Raw genomic sequence first — 20,109 nt, 5'->3', positions numbered from 1 at the left:
TTCGTGCACCTGCTGCCCGAAGGGCAGTTGCCGCGCACCGGTTCGGTGGTCGGCAGCAACGCCGCACAGATCGCGATCGCGGTGGACGAGGACGCGTCGACCTTCATCGCGATCGCGGCGATCGACAATCTGGTCAAGGGCACCGCCGGCGCCGCCGTGCAGTCGATGAACCTCGCGCTGGGTTGGCCTGAGGCCGAGGGCCTTTCGGTGGTCGGAGTGGCGCCGTGACGGAGTTGGTCAACGCCGCGCCGTTGGTACGAACCCAGGGCGTGACGGCGCCGGCCGGCTTCCGGGCCACCGGTATTGCGGCGGGCATCAAGGCATCCGGCAACCTCGACCTTGCGTTGGTGTTCAACGAGGGACCGGATCACGCGGCCGCCGGGGTGTTCACCCGCAACAAGGTCCAGGCCGCGCCGGTGTTGTGGACGCGTCAAGTCCTGGCCGACGGTCGGCTGCGGGCCGTCGTGCTGAATTCCGGTGGTGCCAACGCCTGTACGGGGCCCGGCGGTTTCCAGGACGCCCACGCCACCGCTGAAGCTCTGGCCGCGGCGCTGTCCGAGTGGGGCACCGAGACCGGGGCGATCGATGTCGCGGTCTGCTCCACCGGCCTGATTGGCGACCGGCTGCCGATGGACAAGATGCTCGCGGGCGTCGTGAACCTGGTGCACGAGATGGCCGGCGGAATCACCGGCGGCGACGAAGCCGCCCGCGCCATCATGACCACCGATACGGTGCCCAAACAGGTTGCGCTGCACCATCCGGACAACTGGACTGTGGGCGGGATGGCCAAAGGAGCCGGCATGTTGGCGCCGTCGCTGGCCACCATGCTGTGCGTGCTCACCACCGACGCCGCTGTCGACGCTACGGCTCTCGAGCACGCGCTACGCAAAGCCACCGCGGCGACGTTCGATCGCCTCGACATCGACGGAGCCTGCTCGACTAACGACACAGTGCTGCTGCTCGCGTCGGGGGCCAGCGAAATCACGCCCAGCCAAGCCGATCTCGACGATGCGGTGCAGCGGATCTGCGACGACCTGTGCGCGCAGCTGCAAGCCGACGCCGAAGGCGTCACCAAGCGCATCACCATCCGCGTCACCGGTGCGCTGACAGAAGATGATGCCGTCACCGCGGCCCGGGTGATCGCGCGGGACAGCCTGGTGAAGACGGCGTTGTTCGGCTCTGACCCCAACTGGGGCCGCGTTCTGGCCGCCGTCGGCATGGCGCCGGTGGAGCTTAATCCCGATCGAATCACCGTGTCGTTCAACGGTTCCGCGGTCTGCATCGACGGCGTGGGCACACCAGGTGCACGTGAGGTCGACTTGTCGGCCGCCGACATCGACGTCGCAGTCGACCTCGGTGTCGGCAAAGCGCAAGCGGCGATCCGGACCACCGACCTGTCGCATGCCTACGTCGAAGAGAACTCGGCGTACAGCTCATGATTCCCACCGACATCAAGGCAAAGGTGCTGGCCGAGGCGCTGCCGTGGCTCACCCAGCTGCACGGCAAGATCGTGGTGATCAAGTACGGCGGCAACGCGATGACCAGCGACGCGCTGCGCCGAGAGTTCGCCGCGGACATGGCTTTTCTGCGCAACTGCGGTATCCACCCGGTCGTCGTGCACGGTGGCGGCCCGCAGATCAGCGCGATGCTCCAACGGCTGGGCATCGAAGGCGACTTCAAAGGCGGCTTCCGGGTCACCACACCCGAAGTGCTCGACGTGGCACGCATGGTCTTGTTCGGTCAGGTCGGGCGCGAACTGGTCAACCTGATCAACGAGCACGGCCCGTACGCGGTCGGCGTCACCGGCGAGGACGCGAACCTTTTCACGGCCGTTCGGCGTAGCGTCAGCGTCGACGGCGTCGACACCGACATCGGCCTCGTCGGCAACATCGAGCAGGTGAACCCCGCCGTACTGCTGGATCTGATTGCCGCCAACCGGATTCCGGTAGTGTCGACGCTGGCTCCTGACGTCGACGGCGTGGTGCACAACATCAACGCCGACACCGCCGCCGGTGCGCTGGCCGAGGCACTGGGCGCCGAGAAACTGTTGATGCTGACCGACGTCGAAGGTCTCTACACCCGTTGGCCGGACAAGGGTTCGCTGGCTAGCGAAATCGACACGGTCACTTTGACGCAACTCTTGCCGACGCTGGAGGCTGGGATGATCCCGAAGGTCGAAGCCTGTCTGCACGCGGTCAAGGGTGGCGTGGCCAGCGCACACGTCATCGACGGCCGCGTCGAGCATTGCGTGCTGGTCGAATTGCTCACCGATGTGGGATCCGGGACGAAGGTGGTGAGCGCATGAGCACAGCCGGCGACGATGCAGAGCGCAGCGATGAGGAGGAGCGGCGCATGAGCACAGCCGACATTCAGCAGCGGTGGTCGGCCGTGATGATGAATAACTACGGTCTTCCGCCGGTGGCGTTGGCCAGTGGCAACGGCGCCGTCGTCACCGACGTGGACGGAAAGTCCTACCTGGACCTGCTCGGCGGCATCGCCGTCAACGTGCTGGGGCATGGGCATCCCGCGGTGATCGAGGCCGTGACGCGACAGATGTCGACGCTGGGGCATACGTCCAACTTGTACGCCGCCGAACCGGGCGTCGCGCTGGCCGAGACGCTGGCCGGCTTGCTCGGCGCCGACGCCGACGCCGAGACTCGAGTGTTGTTCTGCAATTCCGGCACCGAGGCCAACGAGGCGGCGTTCAAACTCTCCCGTCTTACCGGGCGTACGAAACTAGTTGCGGCACAAGGAGGCTTCCACGGTCGCACGATGGGGTCACTAGCCCTGACCGGGCAGCCGAGCAAGCAGGCGCCGTTCGCACCGTTGCCGGGCGACGTTACCCACGTGCCATACGGCGACGCCGACGCACTGGCTGCGGCGGTCGGTGACGACACCGCCGCGGTATTCCTCGAGCCGATCATGGGGGAGAGCGGCGTCGTCGTCCCGCCCGACGGCTATCTGGCCGCGGCCCGCGACATTACCGCCCGCCACGGCGCGCTGTTGGTCCTCGACGAGGTGCAGACCGGGATGGGCCGCACCGGAACGTTTTTCGCCCACCAACACGACGGAATCACGCCGGATGTCGTGACGATGGCCAAGGGACTCGGTGGCGGCCTGCCGATCGGCGCGTGCCTGGCGACCGGCCGGGCGGCGCAGCTGTTGACCCCCGGCCTGCACGGCAGCACCTTCGGTGGCAATCCGGTCTGCGCCGCGGCGGCACTGGCGGTGCTGCGGGTCATCGCGGACGGCGACCTGGTTCGACGGTCCGGGGCGCTCGGAAAGAGGTTGCACCAGAACATCGAATCGCTGCAACACCCGTTGATCGACCACGTCCGGGGCCGCGGGCTGCTGTGCGGGATTGTGCTCACCACTCCGGTCGCCCAGCGGGTCGAGGCGGCCGCCCGATCGGCCGGATTCCTGGTCAATGCCGCCGCACCGGATGTCGTCCGGCTGGCGCCGCCCCTGACCATCACCGAGCATCAGCTCGACACGTTCGTCACTGCGTTGCCGGGCATCCTGGATACAGCTGAGGTGGCTGCATGACGCGACACTTCCTGCGCGACGACGACCTGACGCCCGCGGAACAGGCGGAGGTCCTGCAGCTGGCCGCCGAGCTGAAGAAGGACCCGTTCAGCCATCGGCCCCTGGAGGGGCCGCGTGGCGTCGCGGTGATCTTCGACAAAAATTCGACCCGAACCCGGTTCTCGTTCGAGGTGGGCATCGCCCAACTCGGTGGCCACGCCGTGGTTGTCGACGGGCGCAGCACCCAGCTCGGGCGTGAGGAAACGCTTCAGGACACCGCGAAAGTGTTGTCCCGTTACGTCGATGCCATCGTGTGGCGCACCTACGGGCAGGCCCGGCTCAGCGCGATGGCCGAAACCGCCACGGTGCCGATCGTCAACGCGCTCTCCGACCAGTTCCACCCCTGCCAGGTACTGGCCGACCTGCAAACCATCGCCGAGCGCAAGGGATCGCTGCGCGGCCTGCGAATGACCTATTTCGGTGACGGCGCCAACAACATGGCGCACTCGTTGATGCTCGGTGGCGTCACAGCGGGCATGCACGTAACGGTCGCCGCCCCAGCCGGTTTCGCACCCGATCCGCTGTTCACTGCGGCCGCCGAACACCGCGCCGTCGACACCGCAGCCTCGGTGACCATCAGCGCGGACCCGATCGTCGCGGCATCCGGTGCCGACGTGCTGGTCACCGACACCTGGACATCGATGGGTCAGGAGGACGACGGGCTGGACAGAGTACGGCCGTTCCGGCCGTTCCAGCTCAACGCCGACCTGTTGGCCAAAGCCGACTCGGAAGCCGTTGTGCTGCATTGCCTTCCGGCTCACCGCGGCCATGAGATCACCGACGAGGTGATCGATGGCCCGCACAGTGCGGTGTGGGACGAAGCGGAGAACCGGCTGCACGCGCAAAAGGCGCTGCTGGTGTGGCTATTGGAGCGGTCGGCATGACGCGCTCGAAGACGACTCCCGAGATCACCCGCGTGGGGCGGCAGGCCCGCATCGTGGCGATCCTTTCGTCGGCCGAGGTCCGCAGCCAAAGCGAGCTGGCCGCGATGTTGGCCGCCGAGGGTGTCGAGGTCACGCAGGCCACGTTGTCGCGGGACCTGGAGGAGCTCGGCGCCGTGAAGCTACGCGGCGCCGACGGTGGTGTCGGCGTCTACGTGGTGCCCGAGGACGGCAGCCCGCTGCGCGGGGTTTCCGGCGGTACCGCGCGGCTGTCGCGGCTGCTGAGCGAGGTGCTGGTGTCCACCGACGCCAGCGGCAACCTGGCCGTGCTGCGCACGCCCCCCGGTGCGGCCGACTACCTGGCCAGCGCCATCGACCGGGCCGCGCTGCCCTACGTGGTGGGGACCATCGCTGGGGATGACACCATCTTCGTGGCGGCCCGCGACCCGATGACCGGCGCGGAACTCGCAAGCTTGATCCAAAACCTGACGTAACAGCACGAATTAAAGGAGACCAGTTCATGTCCGAGCGCGTCATCTTGGCGTATTCCGGCGGTTTGGACACCTCGGTGGCGATCAGCTGGATCGGCAAGGAGACCGGCCGCGAGGTCGTCGCAGTGGCGATCGACCTCGGACAGGGCGGTGAGGACATGGAGGTGGTGCGTCAGCGGGCGTTGGACTGCGGCGCGGTGGAAGCCGTCGTGGTCGATGCCCGCGACGAATTCGCCGACGGCTACTGCCTGCCGACCATCCAGTCGAACGCCCTGTACATGGATCGCTATCCGCTGGTGTCGGCCATCAGCAGGCCGCTGATCGCCAAGCATCTGGTCAAGGCGGCCCGCGAGCACGGCGGCAGCATCGTCGCGCACGGCTGCACCGGCAAGGGCAACGACCAGGTTCGCTTCGAGGTCGGATTCGCCTCACTGGCACCGGATCTGGAGGTGCTGGCACCCGTCCGCGACTACGCGTGGACCCGGGAGAAGGCCATCGCGTTCGCCGAAGAGAACGCGATCCCGATCAACGTCACCAAGCGCTCACCGTTCTCCATTGACCAGAACGTGTGGGGTCGTGCGGTGGAAACCGGCTTCCTGGAACATCTTTGGAACGCGCCGACTAAGGATGTCTACGACTACACCGAAGATCCCACGGTCAACTGGAACACCCCGGACGAAGTCGTCGTCGGCTTCCACAAGGGCGTGCCGGTCACGATCGACAGCCGCTCGGTCTCGGTCCTGCAGGCCATCGAGGAACTCAACCGTCGGGCCGGGGCACAGGGGGTCGGGCGCCTCGACGTCGTCGAAGACCGTTTGGTGGGCATCAAGAGCCGCGAAATCTACGAGGCGCCGGGTGCGATGGTGCTCATCACCGCACACACCGAGCTCGAGCACGTCACCCTCGAGCGCGAGCTGGGCCGCTTCAAGCGCCACACCGACCAACGCTGGGCGGAGTTGGTGTACGACGGTTTGTGGTACTCACCGCTGAAGGCGGCTCTGGAGACCTTCGTCACCAAGACCCAGGAGCACGTCACCGGCGAGATCCGAATGGTGTTGCACGGCGGGCACATTGCCGTCAACGGGCGGCGCAGCTCGGAGTCGCTGTATGACTTCAACCTGGCCACTTATGACGAGGGCGACACCTTCGACCAGTCGATGGCCAAGGGCTTCGTCCACGTGCACGGGCTGTCGTCGAAGATCGCGGCGCGCCGGGATCTGGCCAGCGACGAAACGTGAGCACCAACGAGGGCTCGTTGTGGGGTGGGCGGTTTGCTGACGGGCCGTCGGATGCGCTTGCCGCACTGAGCAAGTCCACCCACTTCGATTGGGTGCTTGCGCCGTATGACGTCACCGCCTCCAAAGCCCACACCCTGGTGTTGTTCGATGCCGGACTGCTGACCGAAGATCAGCGCGACGGTCTGCTGGCTGGTCTGGACAGCCTGGCCGAAGACGTCGCCGACGGCAGCTTCGGGCCGTTGGTCACCGACGAGGACGTGCACGCCGCGCTGGAGCGCGGGCTGATCGACCGGGTCGGCCCCGACCTGGGCGGCCGGTTGCGGGCCGGCCGCTCGCGAAACGACCAGGTGGCCACGCTGTTTCGGATGTGGCTGCGCGACGCGTTGCGGCGAGTGGCCGATGGTGCGTTGAACCTCGTCGGCGCGCTGGCCGATCAGGCGGCGGCTCACCCGGATGCCATCATGCCGGGCAAGACCCATCTGCAGTCGGCGCAGCCGATCCTGCTCGCGCATCATCTGCTGGCCCATGCGCATCCGCTGCTGCGCGACGTCGACCGGATCGTCGACCTGGATGCCCGTACGGCGTTGTCGCCCTATGGTTCCGGGGCGTTGGCCGGGTCGTCGCTCGGTCTGGATCCCGACGCGATCGCCGAAAGCCTCGGCTTCTCCGCGGCCGCGGAGAACTCAATCGACGCCACGGCGGCACGGGATTTCGCCGCCGAGGCGGCCTTCGTGTTGGCGATGATCGGTGTCGACATGTCTCGGCTTGCTGAAGATGTGATCTTATGGAGCACAACCGAATTCGGTTACGTCACCTTGCACGACTCGTGGTCGACAGGCAGCTCGATCATGCCGCAGAAGAAGAATCCCGACATCGCCGAGTTAGCCCGCGGCAAGTCGGGTCGGCTGATCGGCAACCTCGCCGGCCTGTTGGCGACGCTGAAGGCGCAGCCGCTGGCCTACAACCGCGACCTCCAAGAAGACAAGGAGCCGGTGCTCGACTCGGTGGCGCAGCTGGAACTGCTGCTGCCGGCGATGACCGGTCTGGTCAGCAGCTTGACATTCAATGTCGATCGGATGGCCGCGCTGGCCCCTGCCGGCTACACCCTGGCCACGGACATCGCGGAATGGCTGGTGCGCCAAGGTGTTCCGTTCCGGGATGCCCACGAGGCCGCCGGGGCCGCCGTTCAAGTCGCCGAGAAGCTGGGCGTCGGGCTCGAGGATCTGACCGACGAACAGTTGGCGGCCATCAGCGAGTCCCTCACGCCGGAAGTTCGGGAAGTGCTCACGATTGAGGGGTCGGTGTCCGCACGGGACGCCCGCGGCGGCACCGCGCCTTCCCGGGTCGCCGCGCAGCTCGACGCGGTTCGCGATGTCGCCCAACGACTTCGGCAGCAATTGGCCCGCTAGGGTCGCCATCGTTTGAGCACAGGTAATCTGGTTCAGACCCATCGGCGTTCCAGGATGGCCGTAAGCAGGGAGTGCGCGGCATGGGTCAGTGGATCGTCATCGCCCAGTAGGCTGCTGCATTCCGTGATCAACGGTTCCACCCACGCTCGAGCGCTGTCGAACTCATGGCCGCGCCAGAGCGCGTGCGCGAGCTCGTAGCGTCGGCTCAGGTACGTGCGCGAGGCCGTTCCGGCCTCCCGGATAGCCTGCCATAGCGCCTTTTTGGCGTCCACGACTGCATTCATCGAGCCTTCCAGCGCGGCACGTAGGTCCGCGGTCTGCTCGGCGACGTTGTCCTTGCCGTCTTCATCCAGGCTGCCCGGATCGCCCCACGGCCGCTCCGGGTCGAACTCAAGATCGCGATCTTCCATCTCGAATTCGATCAACAGTTCATGAGATACATCATCCTGCGTGTCGAGTGCTTCTTCCCAGTCAAGTCGCTGCTCTGCCAACGTCTGTCGACCGGCCACTGTCAGATGATGCTGTTCGCCCAGCACCCGCACCTCGTCGTCGACGAGGACCTCCCAATCGGAGACCCGATCCAGGATCCAGCCATAAGAGGACGGCAACCACAGCGCCCGGGTGTGCCGCGCCAGGAACGTGTGCTGATGGTCGTGGCCCATCACCGCACTCAGCGCTGGAATCAGCCGGTCGAACTCGCTAACTGCGCTGGCCATATCTCCGGCCTCGCCCACACAGATTGCGGCGGCCAGTTGGACGGCGAGACTGTCCGGGTGATGATCACCCAGTGTCTGTCGCATGGCCAACGCGGTGGCTACCAGTTCGTCTCGCGCACCGATCCGGTCGCCCAACTGACGTCGCAGCTCGCCGATTTGGTGGCGGGCACCCAAGGTGGAATGGTCGTCGGCTCCGAACACCCGCTGCTCGTCGGCGTAGAGAGCCACCCACACCGGTAAGGCTTCTGCCGGATTCAGATTGAACTCTGCGTCACAGCATGCCAGCACGTGGCGCGCCGCCACAGTGCCTGGGTGATCGACACCCAGCACTTCGGTTGCAGCCGGAACGATCTCCCGGGCCGCACTGAGCGCGCCGGAGACATCACCGGTGCCCAGCCGCCAGCTGGGTATCAGCGCGGCCACCGCTAGCGTGTCGGGATGACGGTCGCCGAAAGCTTCGGTGTACGCGGTCAGCGACTGAGTGCCGTAACGCAGAGCGTCGGTGAAGTCGCCCGCTGTTGCGCTCGTTGTCGCCGCTTCGTATAGTGCGCTCGGCGATGGGGCGGCACCCGAGCGTTCTTCGTCATCCGGCACGAGATCGGGCTCCTCGCAATCGCTTTGATCGGTCGACTCGGATACCGGACCTCCTATAAGCCGTAACCCGGTAGTTTACCGTGCAAGTTTGGGGTATTTCGCAACGGAACTCACTCCACCAGCTCCGAGAGTTCGAGCCAGCGGTTCTCCCACGCCGCCATCTCGGCGTGCAATGCATGTAGTTCCCGGGTCAGCTGGGTGATGCCGACATGATCGGATTGGTCATGCTCGGCCAACTGCTGGTGTTTGGCCGTGATCTGGTCGGCCACGCGCGCCAGCCTACGATCGACGGCGCTGAGCTCTTTCTGCGCTGCCCGTAATTCTGCCCCTGAAATCTGTTGCGGCGCAGCGGTGCTGCTGATCGGCGGGGTCGTCGGCCGGGCAGGCCGCTGTGCTGTGAGCCTCAGGTACTCGTCGATGCCCCCGGGTAAGTGCCGCAGCCGCCCGTCCAGGATCGCGTACTGCTGGTCGGTCACCCGCTCCAGCAAGTAGCGGTCATGCGAGACCACGATCAGCGTGCCCGGCCAGGAGTCGAGCAGATCTTCAGTGGCGGCCAGCATGTCGGTGTCGACGTCGTTGGTGGGCTCGTCGAGCAGCAGCACGTTGGGCTCGGCCAGCAGCGTGAGCATCAGTTGTAAGCGTCGGCGCTGTCCGCCGGACAACTCGCTCACCCGGGCGGAGAGGTGGCCGGCGAACCCGAGACGCTCCAACAACTGCGCGGGTGTGACGTCCCGGCCGTCGACCTCGTAGCCGCTGCGCAACCGGCCCAGCACGTCGGCGACCCGGTCGTCGGCCAACGGCCCTAACTCGTCACCGCGTTGGTCGAGCATTCCCAACCGAACAGTCTTGCCGCGCTTGACTCTTCCGCTCTCCGGCTGGATCGCGCCGGTGATGAGGCCCAACAATGTCGACTTACCGGCGCCGTTGGCGCCGACAATCCCGGTGCGTTCACCCGGGCCGATCCGCCACTCCACATCGCGAAGCACCGGCCGGCCGTCGAATGAGACCGACACGTCGAGCAGATCGATGACATCCTTGCCGAGTCGCGCGGTCGCGAGCTTGGCCAATTCGACGGTGTTTCGCAGCGGCGGCACATCGGCGATCAGCTGATTGGCCGCGTCGATGCGGAATTTGGGCTTCGAGGTGCGGGCCGGGGGGCCGCGGCGCAGCCACGCCAACTCCTTGCGCATCAGGTTTTGCCGCTTGGATTCGGCGACAGCGGCCACCCGATCCCGCTCGACGCGCTGAAGGATGTATGCGGCGTAGCCACCCTCGAACGGCTCGACGAGCCCGTCGTGCACTTCCCACGTCGTGGACGCCACCTCGTCGAGGAACCAGCGGTCGTGGGTCACCAGCAGCAGGCCACCAGTGTTGCGTGCCCATCGCTCACGCAGGTGAGCGGCCAGCCAGGTGATGCCCTCGATGTCGAGGTGGTTGGTCGGCTCGTCCAGTGTGATGACGTCCCAGTCGCCAATCAGCAGGGCCGCCAACTGAACACGACGGCGCTGACCGCCGCTGAGCGTGCCGATCACCGCCTCCCACGCGATGTCGGAAACCAGGCCGCTGACCACGTCGCGGATCCGCGGATCGCCGGCCCATTCGTGGTCGGCGCGGTCTCCGACCAGAGTCCACCCGACCGTGGCGTGCGACTCGAGAGTGTCGGCCTGGCTCAGCGCGCCGACCCGCAGTCCGCTGCGCCGGGTCACACGTCCGGCGTCCGGGCGGACCTGTCCGGTGAGCAGGCCCAGCAAACTGGATTTGCCGTCGCCGTTGCGTCCCACAATGCCGATCCGGTCGCCGTCACTGACTCCGACAGTCGTCGAGTCGAACACGACGCGAGTCGGATATTCGAGGTGTATCGCCTCGGCGCCCAGCAGGTGTGCCACCGGGCCGACCCTAGACGTACGCCGCTCCTGCTTCGCTGGATAGTCGGACAACTAGGCTGGGTGAACAGGCCGGCACCGTGACCAAAGCAACGGGCACACCCCCCGCGATGTGCCATGATGTGCACGCTGTCAGGCCCACGCGCAGCACAGCACGGTGTTCGTTGACAGGGAGCGGCGGGATGGATCTGAAGTTTTCAGCGGTGACGCGGCCGGTGGAGCGCCTGGTGGCGACGGCCCAGAACGGCTTGGAAGTTCTGCGGCTCGGCGGGCTGGAAACCGGCAACTCTCCGTCTCCGTCACAGACCGTCGAGAGCACCCCGATGTACAAGCTCCGGCGGTACTACCCGCCGGACAGCCGGCCGGGCCATCCGCAAGCGGGCGAACCGGTGCTGTTGGTGCACCCGATGATGATGTCGGCAAACATGTGGGACGTCACTCGGGACGAGGGCGCGGTCGGCATTCTGCACGCCGCCGGGTTGGATCCGTGGGTGATCGACTTCGGCTCACCAGATGAGGTCGAAGGAGGGATGCGCCGCAATCTGGCCGACCACATCGTCGCGCTGAGCGAAGCGCTCGACGTGATGGCCGAAAGCACCGGCCGCGACATCCACGTGATCGGCTATTCGCAGGGCGGGATGTTCTGCTACCAGGCGGCGGCCTATCGACGTTCCAAAAGCATCGCCAGCATCGTGACGTTCGGTTCCCCGGTCGACACGCTGGCCGCGCTACCGATGGGGCTGCCGCCGAACCTCGCCCCCGGCATGGCCAACTTCATGGCGGACCATGTTTTCAACCGCCTGGACATACCAGGATGGTTGGCGCGCACCGGGTTTCAGCTACTCGATCCGCTCAAGACCGCCAAGGCCCGGATCGACTTCGTGCGCCAGCTGCACGACCGCGAGGCGCTGCTGCCCCGGGAGGCCCAACGTCGATTCCTGGAGTCGGAAGGCTGGATCGCGTGGTCGGGGCCAGCGATCTCGGAGCTACTCAAGCAATTCATCGCGCACAACCGGATGATGACGGGTGGATTCGCCATCAACGGCCAGCTCGTGACGCTCACGGACATCACCTGCCCGATCCTGGCTTTCGTCGGTGAAGTCGACGACATCGGCCAGCCGGCCGCGGTGCGGGGCATCCGGCGGGCCGCGCCCAACGCCGAGGTCTACGAATACCTGATCAGGACAGGGCATTTCGGTCTGGTCGTCGGGTCGAAAGCGGCGCAGGAATCCTGGCCGACTGTGGCCGACTGGGTGCTGTGGATTTCCGGGAACGGCAACAAGCCCACCGACATCTTCCCGATGGCCGACCAACCGGAAGAACCCTCAGACCGGGGCGTCGCGCTCAGTTCACGCGTGATGCACGGCCTGGGTGAGGCGTCCGAGGTGGCGCTGAACCTTGCCCGCGGAGCGGCCGACGCTCTGGTCGCCGCGAACAAGTCCATGCGCACGCTGGCCGTCGAAACCGCCCGAACGCTGCCTCGCCTGGCGCGGCTGGGCCAGATCAACGACCACACCCGAATCTCGTTGGGCCGCATCATCGGTGAGCAGGCGCACGACGCGCCCAACGGGGAATTCCTGCTCTTCGACGGCCGCGTCCACACCTACGAAGCGGTAAACCGCCGTATCGACAATGTGGTTCGTGGCCTGATCGCGGTCGGCGTGCGTCAGGGTGAACGTGTCGGCGTGCTGATGGAGACCCGGCCCAGCGCCCTTGTCGCCATTGCCGCGCTCTCGCGGCTGGGCGCCGTCGCGGTGCTGCTGAAACCCGACACCGACCTGGCTGCGTCGGTACGGCTCGGGGGAGTGAGTGAAATCATCACCGACCCAGCCAATTTGGCGACCGCACAGCAGTTGCCGGAGCAGATCCTGGTTCTCGGTGGAGGCGAGTCCCGCGATCTGCACCTGCCCGCCGACGCGAACGTCATCGACATGGAGCAGATCGACCCCGACGCCGTCGAGCTGCCGGCGTGGTACCGCCCGAACCCGGGGTACGCCCGCGACATCGCGTTCATCGCGTTCAGTACCGCCAGTGGTCAGTTGGTCGCCAAACAGATCACCAACTACCGCTGGGCGCTGTCCGCTTTCGGTACCGCATCGACAGCGGCACTGGATCGTAAGGACACGGTGTACTGCCTTACGCCGCTGCATCACGAATCGGGGCTGCTGGTCAGCCTCGGTGGCGCAGTCGTCGGCGGCACCCGGATCGCGCTGTCGCGTGGATTGCGGCCGGATCGGTTCGCCGCCGAGGTCCGGCAATACGGCGTCACCGTCGTGTCGTACACCTGGGCGATGTTGAGCGGCGTCATCGACGACCCGGACTTCGCCCTGCACAACAGCCCGATCCGGTTGTTCATCGGCTCGGGTATGCCAACTGGCTTGTGGCAGCGGATATCCGATGTCTTCGCACCCGCGCATGTCGTCGAGTTCTTCGCGACCACCGATGGTCATGCGGTGTTGGCCAACGTCTCCGGCGCCAAAGTCGGCAGCAAGGGTCGGCCGCTGCCCGGCGCCGGGCGCGCCGAGTTGGGGGCTTACGACGCCGAGCACGATCTGATCCTGGAAGACGAGCGTGGGCTGGTCCGCGTCCCAGAGCCCAACGAGGTCGGCGTGCTGCTGGCCGAGCCGCGGGGGCCGATCGATCCGACCGCGTCGGTGAAGCGCGGCGTCTTCGCGCCCGCCGACACGTGGGTCTCCACCGAGTATCTGTTCCGCCGCGACACTGACGGCGACTTCTGGTTGGTCGGGCGGCGCGGCTCGACCGTGCACACCGCGCGCGGGATCGTCTACTGCGAACCGATCATCGACGCGCTCGGTTGCATTCCGGCCGTCGACCTCGCGGTGACCTACGGATTGGCGCTGGGCGGACACCACGTGGCGGTGGCCGCGGTGACGACGCGCCCGGGTGCGACGATCACGGCAGCCGACCTCACCGAAGCCGTCGCCGCCATGCCGTTCGGGCTCGGCCCCGACATCGTGCATGTCGTACCGGAACTGACGCTCAGCGCGACCTACCGTCCGACCGTCAGCCCGCTACGTGCGGCCGGGCTACCCAAGGCGGGGCGGAACGCCTGGATTTTCGATGCCGACACGAATCGGTTCCGACGGTTGACCGGGCCTGCGCGCGCGGAGCTGGCTGGTGCGCAATGACTTTGGGAGCGAACATGATTGACGAGACATTGCTGAGCATCCTGGTCTGCCCGTCCGATCGGGGCCCGCTGCTGCTGGTGGGTCAGGTGTTGTACAACCCGCGGCTTCGGCGCGCTTACCGCATCGAAGAGGGCATCCCGGTGTTGCTTGTCGACGAGGCGATCGAGGTGGGCGACGACGAACACGCCCGGCTCATGGCGCAGGCAACTCCGGCAGCTCCCCAGTGAGGTAGCGCTGCAGGTTTGGCGCGACGATGTCGGCGATCTGCTGTGCGGGAAGCGACGCGAAGGGCTCGAACTCCAGGATGTAGCGGGCCATGATGACGCCGACCAGCTGTGACGCCACCAACTGGACGCGGATGAGTCCGGTGCCGGGTGGATTGTCGACTCGAGACCCCACCTCGACGCCGATGACGTCCTGGATGAAGGTTCGGAACAGGTTCACCTCCGAGCCCGCCAGGACCGATCGCAACGTGGCGATGAAAATTGCACCGATCTCGGAGTCCCAGAGCGCCAACAGTATTGACGGTATGCGGTGGCCGAGTTCTTCGACGGGCACCTCGCGTAAGGGTCCGATGACGTCCATCGGGTCGATCTGGATGTGAATAGCCGCGGCGAACAGCTTCTCCTTGGTGCCGAAGTAATGATGCACCAATGCCGAATCCACGCCAGCTGCAGCGGCCACCGCACGTATCGATGTGTTCTTAATACCGTTGCGGGCAAACAGCTCCCGGGCGCTGTCGAGAATCCGGTCGCGGGTGTTCGAGTTGCCCGCGGGCCGGCCCGGGCGTCTGCGACCGGCTTCGGCGGCCGTCACGATGTCCTGCGCCGCAGCGTCGCGGCCGCCAGGCAGAGTGCGGCGAGCGCAAAGCCCAGCACGGCGGCAATGTCGCGCACGGCGACACCGGTCAGGCCGGTGTGCGCGCCGACCTGTTGCAGCGCCTCCAACGCGTAACTTGCCGGCATCGCGTTGCTGATCCACTCCAGCCAGGTGGGCATCAGCGCCCGCGGCACGATGATGCCCGCCAGCAGAAGTTGCGGCACCATTACCAGCGGGATGAACTGCACGGCCTGAAATTCCGTGCGCGCGAACGCACTACACAGCAGGCCGAGGCCGACACCGAGCACCGCGTTGACGATCGCGATCAGAAACACCCACCCCGGGCTGCCTGCGGTGTCAAAGCCAAGAAGCCAGAACGACACGACACACGCCAGTGTGGCCTGCACCGCGGCGGCAATTGAAAAGGCTGTGCCATAAGCGATTAACAGATCGAGGCGACGCAGGGGGGTGGTGAGGATGCGCTCCAGCGTTCCCGACGCCCGTTCGCGCTGCATCGTTATCGCCGTGATGATGAACATCACGAAAAGAGGGAACAGCCCCAGCAGAATCAGGCAGGCGTTGTTGAACGGCGCCGGGGCCCCCGGGCGGTGCGGGGCGTTCTGAAACATGAAGTACATCAACGTGATCACCAGAATCGGCACCACCAGAATCATCGCGATACTGCGGTGGTCGGCGGCCAGTTGCCGCAAGATCCGAGTAGTTGTCGCTGTGTACCCCTTCAGGCCTAGCCGGCCTGGCGCCTCGTGCTGCGCCTGATGATGGACAGGAACGCGTCCTCCAGTGACGTGCATCTGGTGTCCTCTCGTAGTTGGTTCGGTGTGGTCTGTGCGACGAGGTGGCCGTCGCGCATCAGCAATAGGTCACCGCAGTGCTCTGCCTCGTCCATCACGTGACTGGAAACCAACAGCGTCGTTCCCCTGTGAGCCAGGTCGGCGAACTGCTCCCACAGATCGGCGCGCAGCACCGGGTCCAACCCCACGGTCGGCTCGTCGAGAACCAGTAACTCGGGCCGGCAGACCAATGCACACGCCAGCGACACCCTGGTGCGCTGGCCGCCGGAGAGGTTGCCGCAGTAGGCGGTGCTGTGGTCGCTGAGACCCACCCGCTCGATCGCGGAGTCGGCGGCGTGGCCGTCAAAACCGTAGAGGGCGGCGAAATATCGAACGTTGTCGACGATCCGCAGGTCGTCGTAGATCGTGGGATCCTGCGGCAGATACCCGATCCGGTGCCGCAGCGCCGCGGATCCAGCAGGCAGGCCGAGCACCCGTACGGTGCCTGACGCGATCAGTTGAGTGCCGACAATGCACCGGATCAAGGTGGTCTTGCCGCAGCCCGACGGCCCGAGCAGGCCGGTGATGCTACCGCGGGCCACCTGCACCGAGAAGTCATGCAGTGCAGGCCGTTTCCCACGAATTACCCGCAGGTGATCGATCTCGATCGCCGCTTCGCGACTAGTTGACACTAATTCATCATTTGATGAAGTCATCATACGATGAATATCCGCTCCTGCCGGTCGAGTGTCAAGCCCCCATGGCGGCGAGGCGGGTCAGCCACCCAAACGGAGGACGATCGCCACACCGATGAGCGCGAGCAAGCCGACGAAGAGCCCTGTGACCCTGGGATTGCCGAGGTTGAGCGCCCACCCGAGCCCGAAGCGCCGCGGAACCAGCAGCGAGCGGTCTTCGCGGTTGACGTAGATCAAGCCACCCCGCCAGTACTTGTCGTCGTCTCGATGGGTGAGGCCGGTGCCCTCTTCGACCGCCCCCCGCTCGCGGTTATTCCTGGCCAGGACGACGACGGCGACCACCACGGCGGTCAGGATCGGCAGCACGACCACCAGGGGCGCCAGCGAAGTGACCGTTCCGGTCCACATCAGCAGGCATGCGCCCAGCATCCCCAGGTCGATCATCGCGACCAGCCCGAGCAGTGCCTTGGCGCCTAATGACATGTATCGACGGTGCCAACGCGCGGAGCCGACGGGTCGCGCCGGGTCGATGTCGGGCCGGCTGCTCCGGAAGATTGCCGCCGCGATACCCACCATCAGTGCCGTCACGCCGATCTGCACGAACACCAGCGAGAACGCGGTGCCCACCGACTTGGCCGCCAACCGGTTGGGCACGCCGTTCGCGTTGTAGTGCACCACCAGGATCTCGGGCATCGATGGGTAGCTGATCATGCCGACCGCGGCCGTAACGACCGTGATGATCAACGCCGGCGCCAGCCAGAGCCACGGAAAACGCGGCGGATCGGTCCGCAACCGGGTGTCCACCGCGATGCCTTGGTGCAGGCCTTCGTACCAGTGTCCGGCGGCCTTCGCGGCGCGGATCTCCCGGTTGGCCAGGAAGAAGCAGCCGTACCAGGCACCGAGCAGCACCAGCACCGATAACGGCATCAGCACGGGTTGCCCGGTCATCAGGTAACCGACCGCGCCGACGCCGGTGGCAACGATCCCACCGACGAGCACCCGCCATCGGTAGAGGCTGGTCTGCTTGCCGACGGTCGGGTCGTTGACACGCTGTGCCGGTACCCGGACGCCGAAGGGCACCGTCGGACTGTTGATGGCGGGCAGTGCCAACGCGATTGCGAGCAGCAGCGCTGACAGCGTGGAACTCAAGACGATCGCAATGGTCATGATGTGTCCCTTGACTGCGCGGTGGCGAATGAGTCGAGAGTGGACCGGCAGGCCGTGAGAACCTCGTCGGCCGACAGTCCTTTGGCGACGGCTTCGGCGAGCAAGGTCCGTGCCCTAGCCGTCCATTCCTCCTGGAACGGCGAGTCTGCGGGTGTCGACGTCACCACCGCACCGGTCTTGCGGTTGAGCCGGATCAGACCCTGTTGGCGCAACAGGTCGTAGGCCTTGTTCACAGTGTGGAAGTTGATCCCGAAGTCCGCCGCGAGCGCCCTGGTGGCCGGCAGCGAGCTGCCCTCGACAAGCACGCCCTCGGCAATCGCTTCCACAATCCGGTCGCGAAGCTGCAGGTAGATCGGCACCTCGCTGGCCAGGTCGATGTTGAGGATCATGAAATCCGCCCCTAATTTGCTCTATATGTTATAGAACAAACCTCAGTTTTGTGTCAACGAACGTCGGAGGCAGAATCTGGCCGATGGGCGGTGACGAACTCGCCGTCGATCCGGTCGAAGCCGCACATCGACTGCTCGGCGCAACACTCACCGGGCGCGGCGTCATCGCGACAATCATCGAGGTCGAGGCATACGGCGGTGGACCCGATGGGCCCTGGCCGGACGCCGCCGCGCATTCGTACCGCGGGGTGACCGGCCGCAACGGGGTGATGTTCGGTCCTGCGGGCCGGCTTTACACGTACCGCAGTCATGGCATCCACGTCTGCGCGAACGTGGTGTGCGGACCGGACGGGACCGCGGCAGCGGTCCTGCTCAGGGCCGCTGTGGTCGAGGCGGGTTTCGATATCGCCGAATCTCGGCGTGGGCCGTCGATCCGTACCAGCGCGCTGGCGTGTGGGCCGGGGAATCTTTGTTCGGCGATCGGAATCACCATGGCAGACAACGGAATCGACGTGTTCGACAGCCGCAGCCCGATACGGCTGACACTCAACGACGCGCCCGCAGCCACTGCCGGACCTCGCGTCGGTGTGAGCCAGGCCGCCGACCGGCCGTGGCGGCTGTGGCTGCCCGGCCGGGCCGAGGTCTCGGCCTACCGGCGCAGTCCGCGCGCGCCGGCACCGGGCGCCAGCGACTGAGTCGGGCGCGCCCGCCGGGGAGGCGCCACCTCGATGCGAGAAGATTGGTGACCGTGGGCGCTGAAATCATTGAGGAGCTGGGCTGGCGTGGACTGATCGCACAGTCCACCGACCTCGACGCGCTGGCCGCGGCGGCCGCCCATGGCCCTATCACGCTTTACGCCGGCTTCGACCCCACCGCGCCCAGCCTGCACGCCGGACACTTGGTGCCGTTGCTAGCACTGCGCCGCTTCCAGCAGGCCGGCCATCGGCCCATCGTGCTTGCCGGCGGCGCGACCGGTCTGATCGGCGACCCCCGTGAAACCGGCGAACGAACGCTCAACACCACCGACACCGTGCTGGACTGGACCGGTCGGATCCGCGGACAGCTCGAGCGTTTCGTCGACTTCGACAGCTCCCCGACCGGCGCCATCGTCGAGAACAACCTCGACTGGACCGGCGCGATGTCGGCGATCGAACTGCTCCGCGACGTGGGTAAACACTTCTCGGTCAACGTCATGCTGGACCGCGACACCGTCAGGCGCCGCCTCGAGGGCGAGGGGATCTCGTACACGGAGTTCAGCTACATGCTGTTGCAGGCCAACGACTTCGTCGAGTTGCACCGGCGCCATCGCTGTGTCCTGCAGATCGGGGGATCCGATCAGTGGGGCAACATCATCGCCGGCGTCCGGTTGGTGCGCCAGAAGCTGGCCGCGTCGGTGCATGCGCTGACGGTCCCGCTGGTGACGGCCGCCGACGGCACCAAGTTCGGCAAGTCCACCGGCGGCGGCAACCTCTGGTTGGACCCCGAGATGACCAGCCCGTATGCGTGGTACCAGTACTTCGTCAATACCGCCGATGCCGATGTCGTCCGCTACCTGCGCTGGTTCACCTTCCTCTCGGCCGATGAGCTGGCCGAGCTTGAGGCGATCACCGCGGAACGGCCGCAGCAGCGGGCGGCGCAACGCCGGTTGGCCCGCGAGCTCACCACACTCGTGCACGGTGAACAGGCCACCGAGGCGGTGGAGCATGCCAGTGGCGCACTGTTCGGGCGCGGTGAGCTGACCCGGCTCGACGATGCCACCCTCCGGGCGGCACTGCAGGAGACGTCAATCGCCGAGTTGAAGCCGGGAACCCCGACCGGAATCGTCGACCTGCTGGTCGCCAGCGGGCTGGTGCCGAGCAAGGGGGCGGCGAGGCGGACGATCGCCGAGGGTGGGGCGTACGTCAACAACACCAAAATCGACGACGAGGCATGGACTCCTCAAGCGGCCGATTTCCTTCACGGGCGGTGGCTCGTACTGCGCCGCGGCAAGCGGAACATCGCCGGGGCCGAGCGAGTCGATTGATCTTGAGGCAGCCGAAACACGCCGTCTAGCAGCTTGTTTGACTCCAAGTTTCCGGTCGCGTAACTTAATCGCGTCGCCGCGACACGGCCAGCCCGGAGAGCGCGGCGATGTCCCAGAGGGAAACTCCACTTCGGTGGTTTTCCTTCGACGTCTGCAGAACGAGTCAGCGGCTTTGAGTCGCGGGTCCGTTGCGCGGCCGGTGGGGTGTTGTTTGAGAACTCAATAGTGTGTTTGGTGGTTTTGTTTTTGTTGTTGTTTTTGTGACCGCATTTGTGGCGC

18 protein-coding genes and 1 pseudogene are annotated in these 20,109 nt (G+C 66.2%); 12 read left to right on the top strand and 7 right to left on the bottom strand.

Going from position 1 to position 20,109, the window contains the following annotated elements:
• From A5658_RS07760 to argH, 8 genes and pseudogenes are all read left to right on the top strand, one after another.
• Positions 1–228 (top strand): annotated as a pseudogene (locus A5658_RS07760) (N-acetyl-gamma-glutamyl-phosphate reductase); the annotation flags it as partial.
• Positions 225–1,439 carry a bifunctional glutamate N-acetyltransferase/amino-acid acetyltransferase ArgJ gene (argJ, locus tag A5658_RS07755; protein ID WP_067332874.1) on the top strand — a complete coding sequence of 405 codons (1,215 nt, stop codon included), beginning with the start codon at positions 225–227 and terminating at the stop codon, positions 1,437–1,439. The pseudogene A5658_RS07760 and the gene argJ, both read left to right, overlap by 4 nt.
• Entirely contained in the window at positions 1,436–2,305 is an 870-nt protein-coding gene (argB, locus tag A5658_RS07750) for an acetylglutamate kinase (protein WP_067332873.1), read from the top strand. Before argJ ends, argB begins: the two co-directional genes overlap by 4 nt.
• A 47-nt stretch (positions 2,306–2,352) precedes the next feature.
• Positions 2,353–3,546, top strand: a complete 1,194-nt coding sequence (locus tag A5658_RS07745; protein ID WP_067332879.1) for an acetylornithine transaminase — start codon at positions 2,353–2,355, stop codon at positions 3,544–3,546.
• A complete protein-coding gene (argF, locus tag A5658_RS07740; RefSeq protein ID WP_067332872.1) occupies positions 3,543–4,469 on the top strand; it encodes an ornithine carbamoyltransferase in 927 nt (308 codons plus the stop codon). The genes A5658_RS07745 and argF overlap by 4 nt, the downstream gene beginning before the upstream one ends.
• Positions 4,466–4,960 (top strand): arginine repressor, encoded by a 495-nt coding sequence (locus tag A5658_RS07735; protein ID WP_067332871.1) that lies wholly within the window; start codon positions 4,466–4,468, stop codon positions 4,958–4,960. The genes argF and A5658_RS07735 overlap by 4 nt, the downstream gene beginning before the upstream one ends.
• A 26-nt stretch (positions 4,961–4,986) precedes the next feature.
• Positions 4,987–6,195 (top strand): argininosuccinate synthase, encoded by a 1,209-nt coding sequence (locus A5658_RS07730; RefSeq protein ID WP_067332870.1) that lies wholly within the window; start codon positions 4,987–4,989, stop codon positions 6,193–6,195.
• Positions 6,192–7,604 (top strand): argininosuccinate lyase, encoded by a 1,413-nt coding sequence (argH, locus tag A5658_RS07725; protein WP_067332869.1) that lies wholly within the window; start codon positions 6,192–6,194, stop codon positions 7,602–7,604. The genes A5658_RS07730 and argH overlap by 4 nt, the downstream gene beginning before the upstream one ends.
• A 32-nt stretch (positions 7,605–7,636) precedes the next feature.
• On the opposite strand, the gene A5658_RS07720 is transcribed toward argH, so the two are convergent.
• Complete coding sequence (locus tag A5658_RS07720) at positions 7,637–8,914, bottom strand: tetratricopeptide repeat protein (protein WP_067332868.1); 1,278 nt, start codon at positions 8,912–8,914, stop codon at positions 7,637–7,639.
• Between the two features lie 110 nt (positions 8,915–9,024).
• Complete coding sequence (locus A5658_RS07715) at positions 9,025–10,800, bottom strand: ABC-F family ATP-binding cassette domain-containing protein (RefSeq protein WP_067332867.1); 1,776 nt, start codon at positions 10,798–10,800, stop codon at positions 9,025–9,027.
• A gap of 179 nt (positions 10,801–10,979) precedes the next feature.
• Here A5658_RS07715 and A5658_RS07710 point away from each other — a divergent pair, with 179 nt between their 5' ends.
• Positions 10,980–13,946: an acyl-CoA synthetase gene (locus A5658_RS07710; RefSeq protein WP_067332866.1), complete on the top strand. Its 2,967-nt coding sequence runs from the start codon at positions 10,980–10,982 to the stop codon at positions 13,944–13,946.
• 14 nt (positions 13,947–13,960) lie between these two features.
• Entirely contained in the window at positions 13,961–14,173 is a 213-nt protein-coding gene (locus A5658_RS07705) for a Trm112 family protein (protein WP_067332878.1), read from the top strand.
• Here A5658_RS07705 and A5658_RS07700 read toward each other — a convergent pair.
• From A5658_RS07700 to A5658_RS07680, 5 genes are read right to left on the bottom strand one after another with little or no spacing between them, the layout of a single operon-like run.
• Positions 14,139–14,762: a TetR family transcriptional regulator gene (locus A5658_RS07700; RefSeq protein ID WP_067332865.1), complete on the bottom strand. Its 624-nt coding sequence runs from the start codon at positions 14,760–14,762 to the stop codon at positions 14,139–14,141. The genes A5658_RS07705 and A5658_RS07700 overlap by 35 nt on opposite strands.
• Positions 14,759–15,508 (bottom strand): ABC transporter permease, encoded by a 750-nt coding sequence (locus tag A5658_RS07695; RefSeq protein WP_231997246.1) that lies wholly within the window; start codon positions 15,506–15,508, stop codon positions 14,759–14,761. The genes A5658_RS07700 and A5658_RS07695 overlap by 4 nt, the downstream gene beginning before the upstream one ends.
• 2 nt (positions 15,509–15,510) lie before the next feature.
• A complete protein-coding gene (locus tag A5658_RS07690) occupies positions 15,511–16,275 on the bottom strand; it encodes an ABC transporter ATP-binding protein (RefSeq protein ID WP_067332864.1) in 765 nt (254 codons plus the stop codon).
• 57 nt (positions 16,276–16,332) lie between these two features.
• On the bottom strand, positions 16,333–17,418 hold the full coding sequence (locus tag A5658_RS07685) for a DUF1648 domain-containing protein (protein ID WP_082993012.1): 1,086 nt from the start codon (positions 17,416–17,418) through the stop codon (positions 16,333–16,335).
• Entirely contained in the window at positions 17,415–17,807 is a 393-nt protein-coding gene (locus tag A5658_RS07680; protein WP_067332862.1) for a GntR family transcriptional regulator, read from the bottom strand. Before A5658_RS07680 ends, A5658_RS07685 begins: the two co-directional genes overlap by 4 nt.
• 83 nt (positions 17,808–17,890) lie before the next feature.
• Here A5658_RS07680 and A5658_RS07675 point away from each other — a divergent pair, with 83 nt between their 5' ends.
• A complete protein-coding gene (locus tag A5658_RS07675) occupies positions 17,891–18,502 on the top strand; it encodes a DNA-3-methyladenine glycosylase (RefSeq protein ID WP_067332861.1) in 612 nt (203 codons plus the stop codon).
• 53 nt (positions 18,503–18,555) lie between these two features.
• Positions 18,556–19,830, top strand: a complete 1,275-nt coding sequence (gene tyrS, locus A5658_RS07670; RefSeq protein WP_067332876.1) for a tyrosine--tRNA ligase — start codon at positions 18,556–18,558, stop codon at positions 19,828–19,830.
• Positions 19,831–20,109 lie beyond the last annotated feature (279 nt).

The organism is Mycobacterium sp. 1245111.1 (genome assembly GCF_001673405.1).
In the GTDB taxonomy this organism is placed as follows: Bacteria; Actinomycetota; Actinomycetes; order Mycobacteriales; family Mycobacteriaceae; genus Mycobacterium.
The sequence above is the reverse complement of the archived record's forward strand: the minus strand, read 5'-3'. Positions and strand labels throughout refer to the sequence as shown.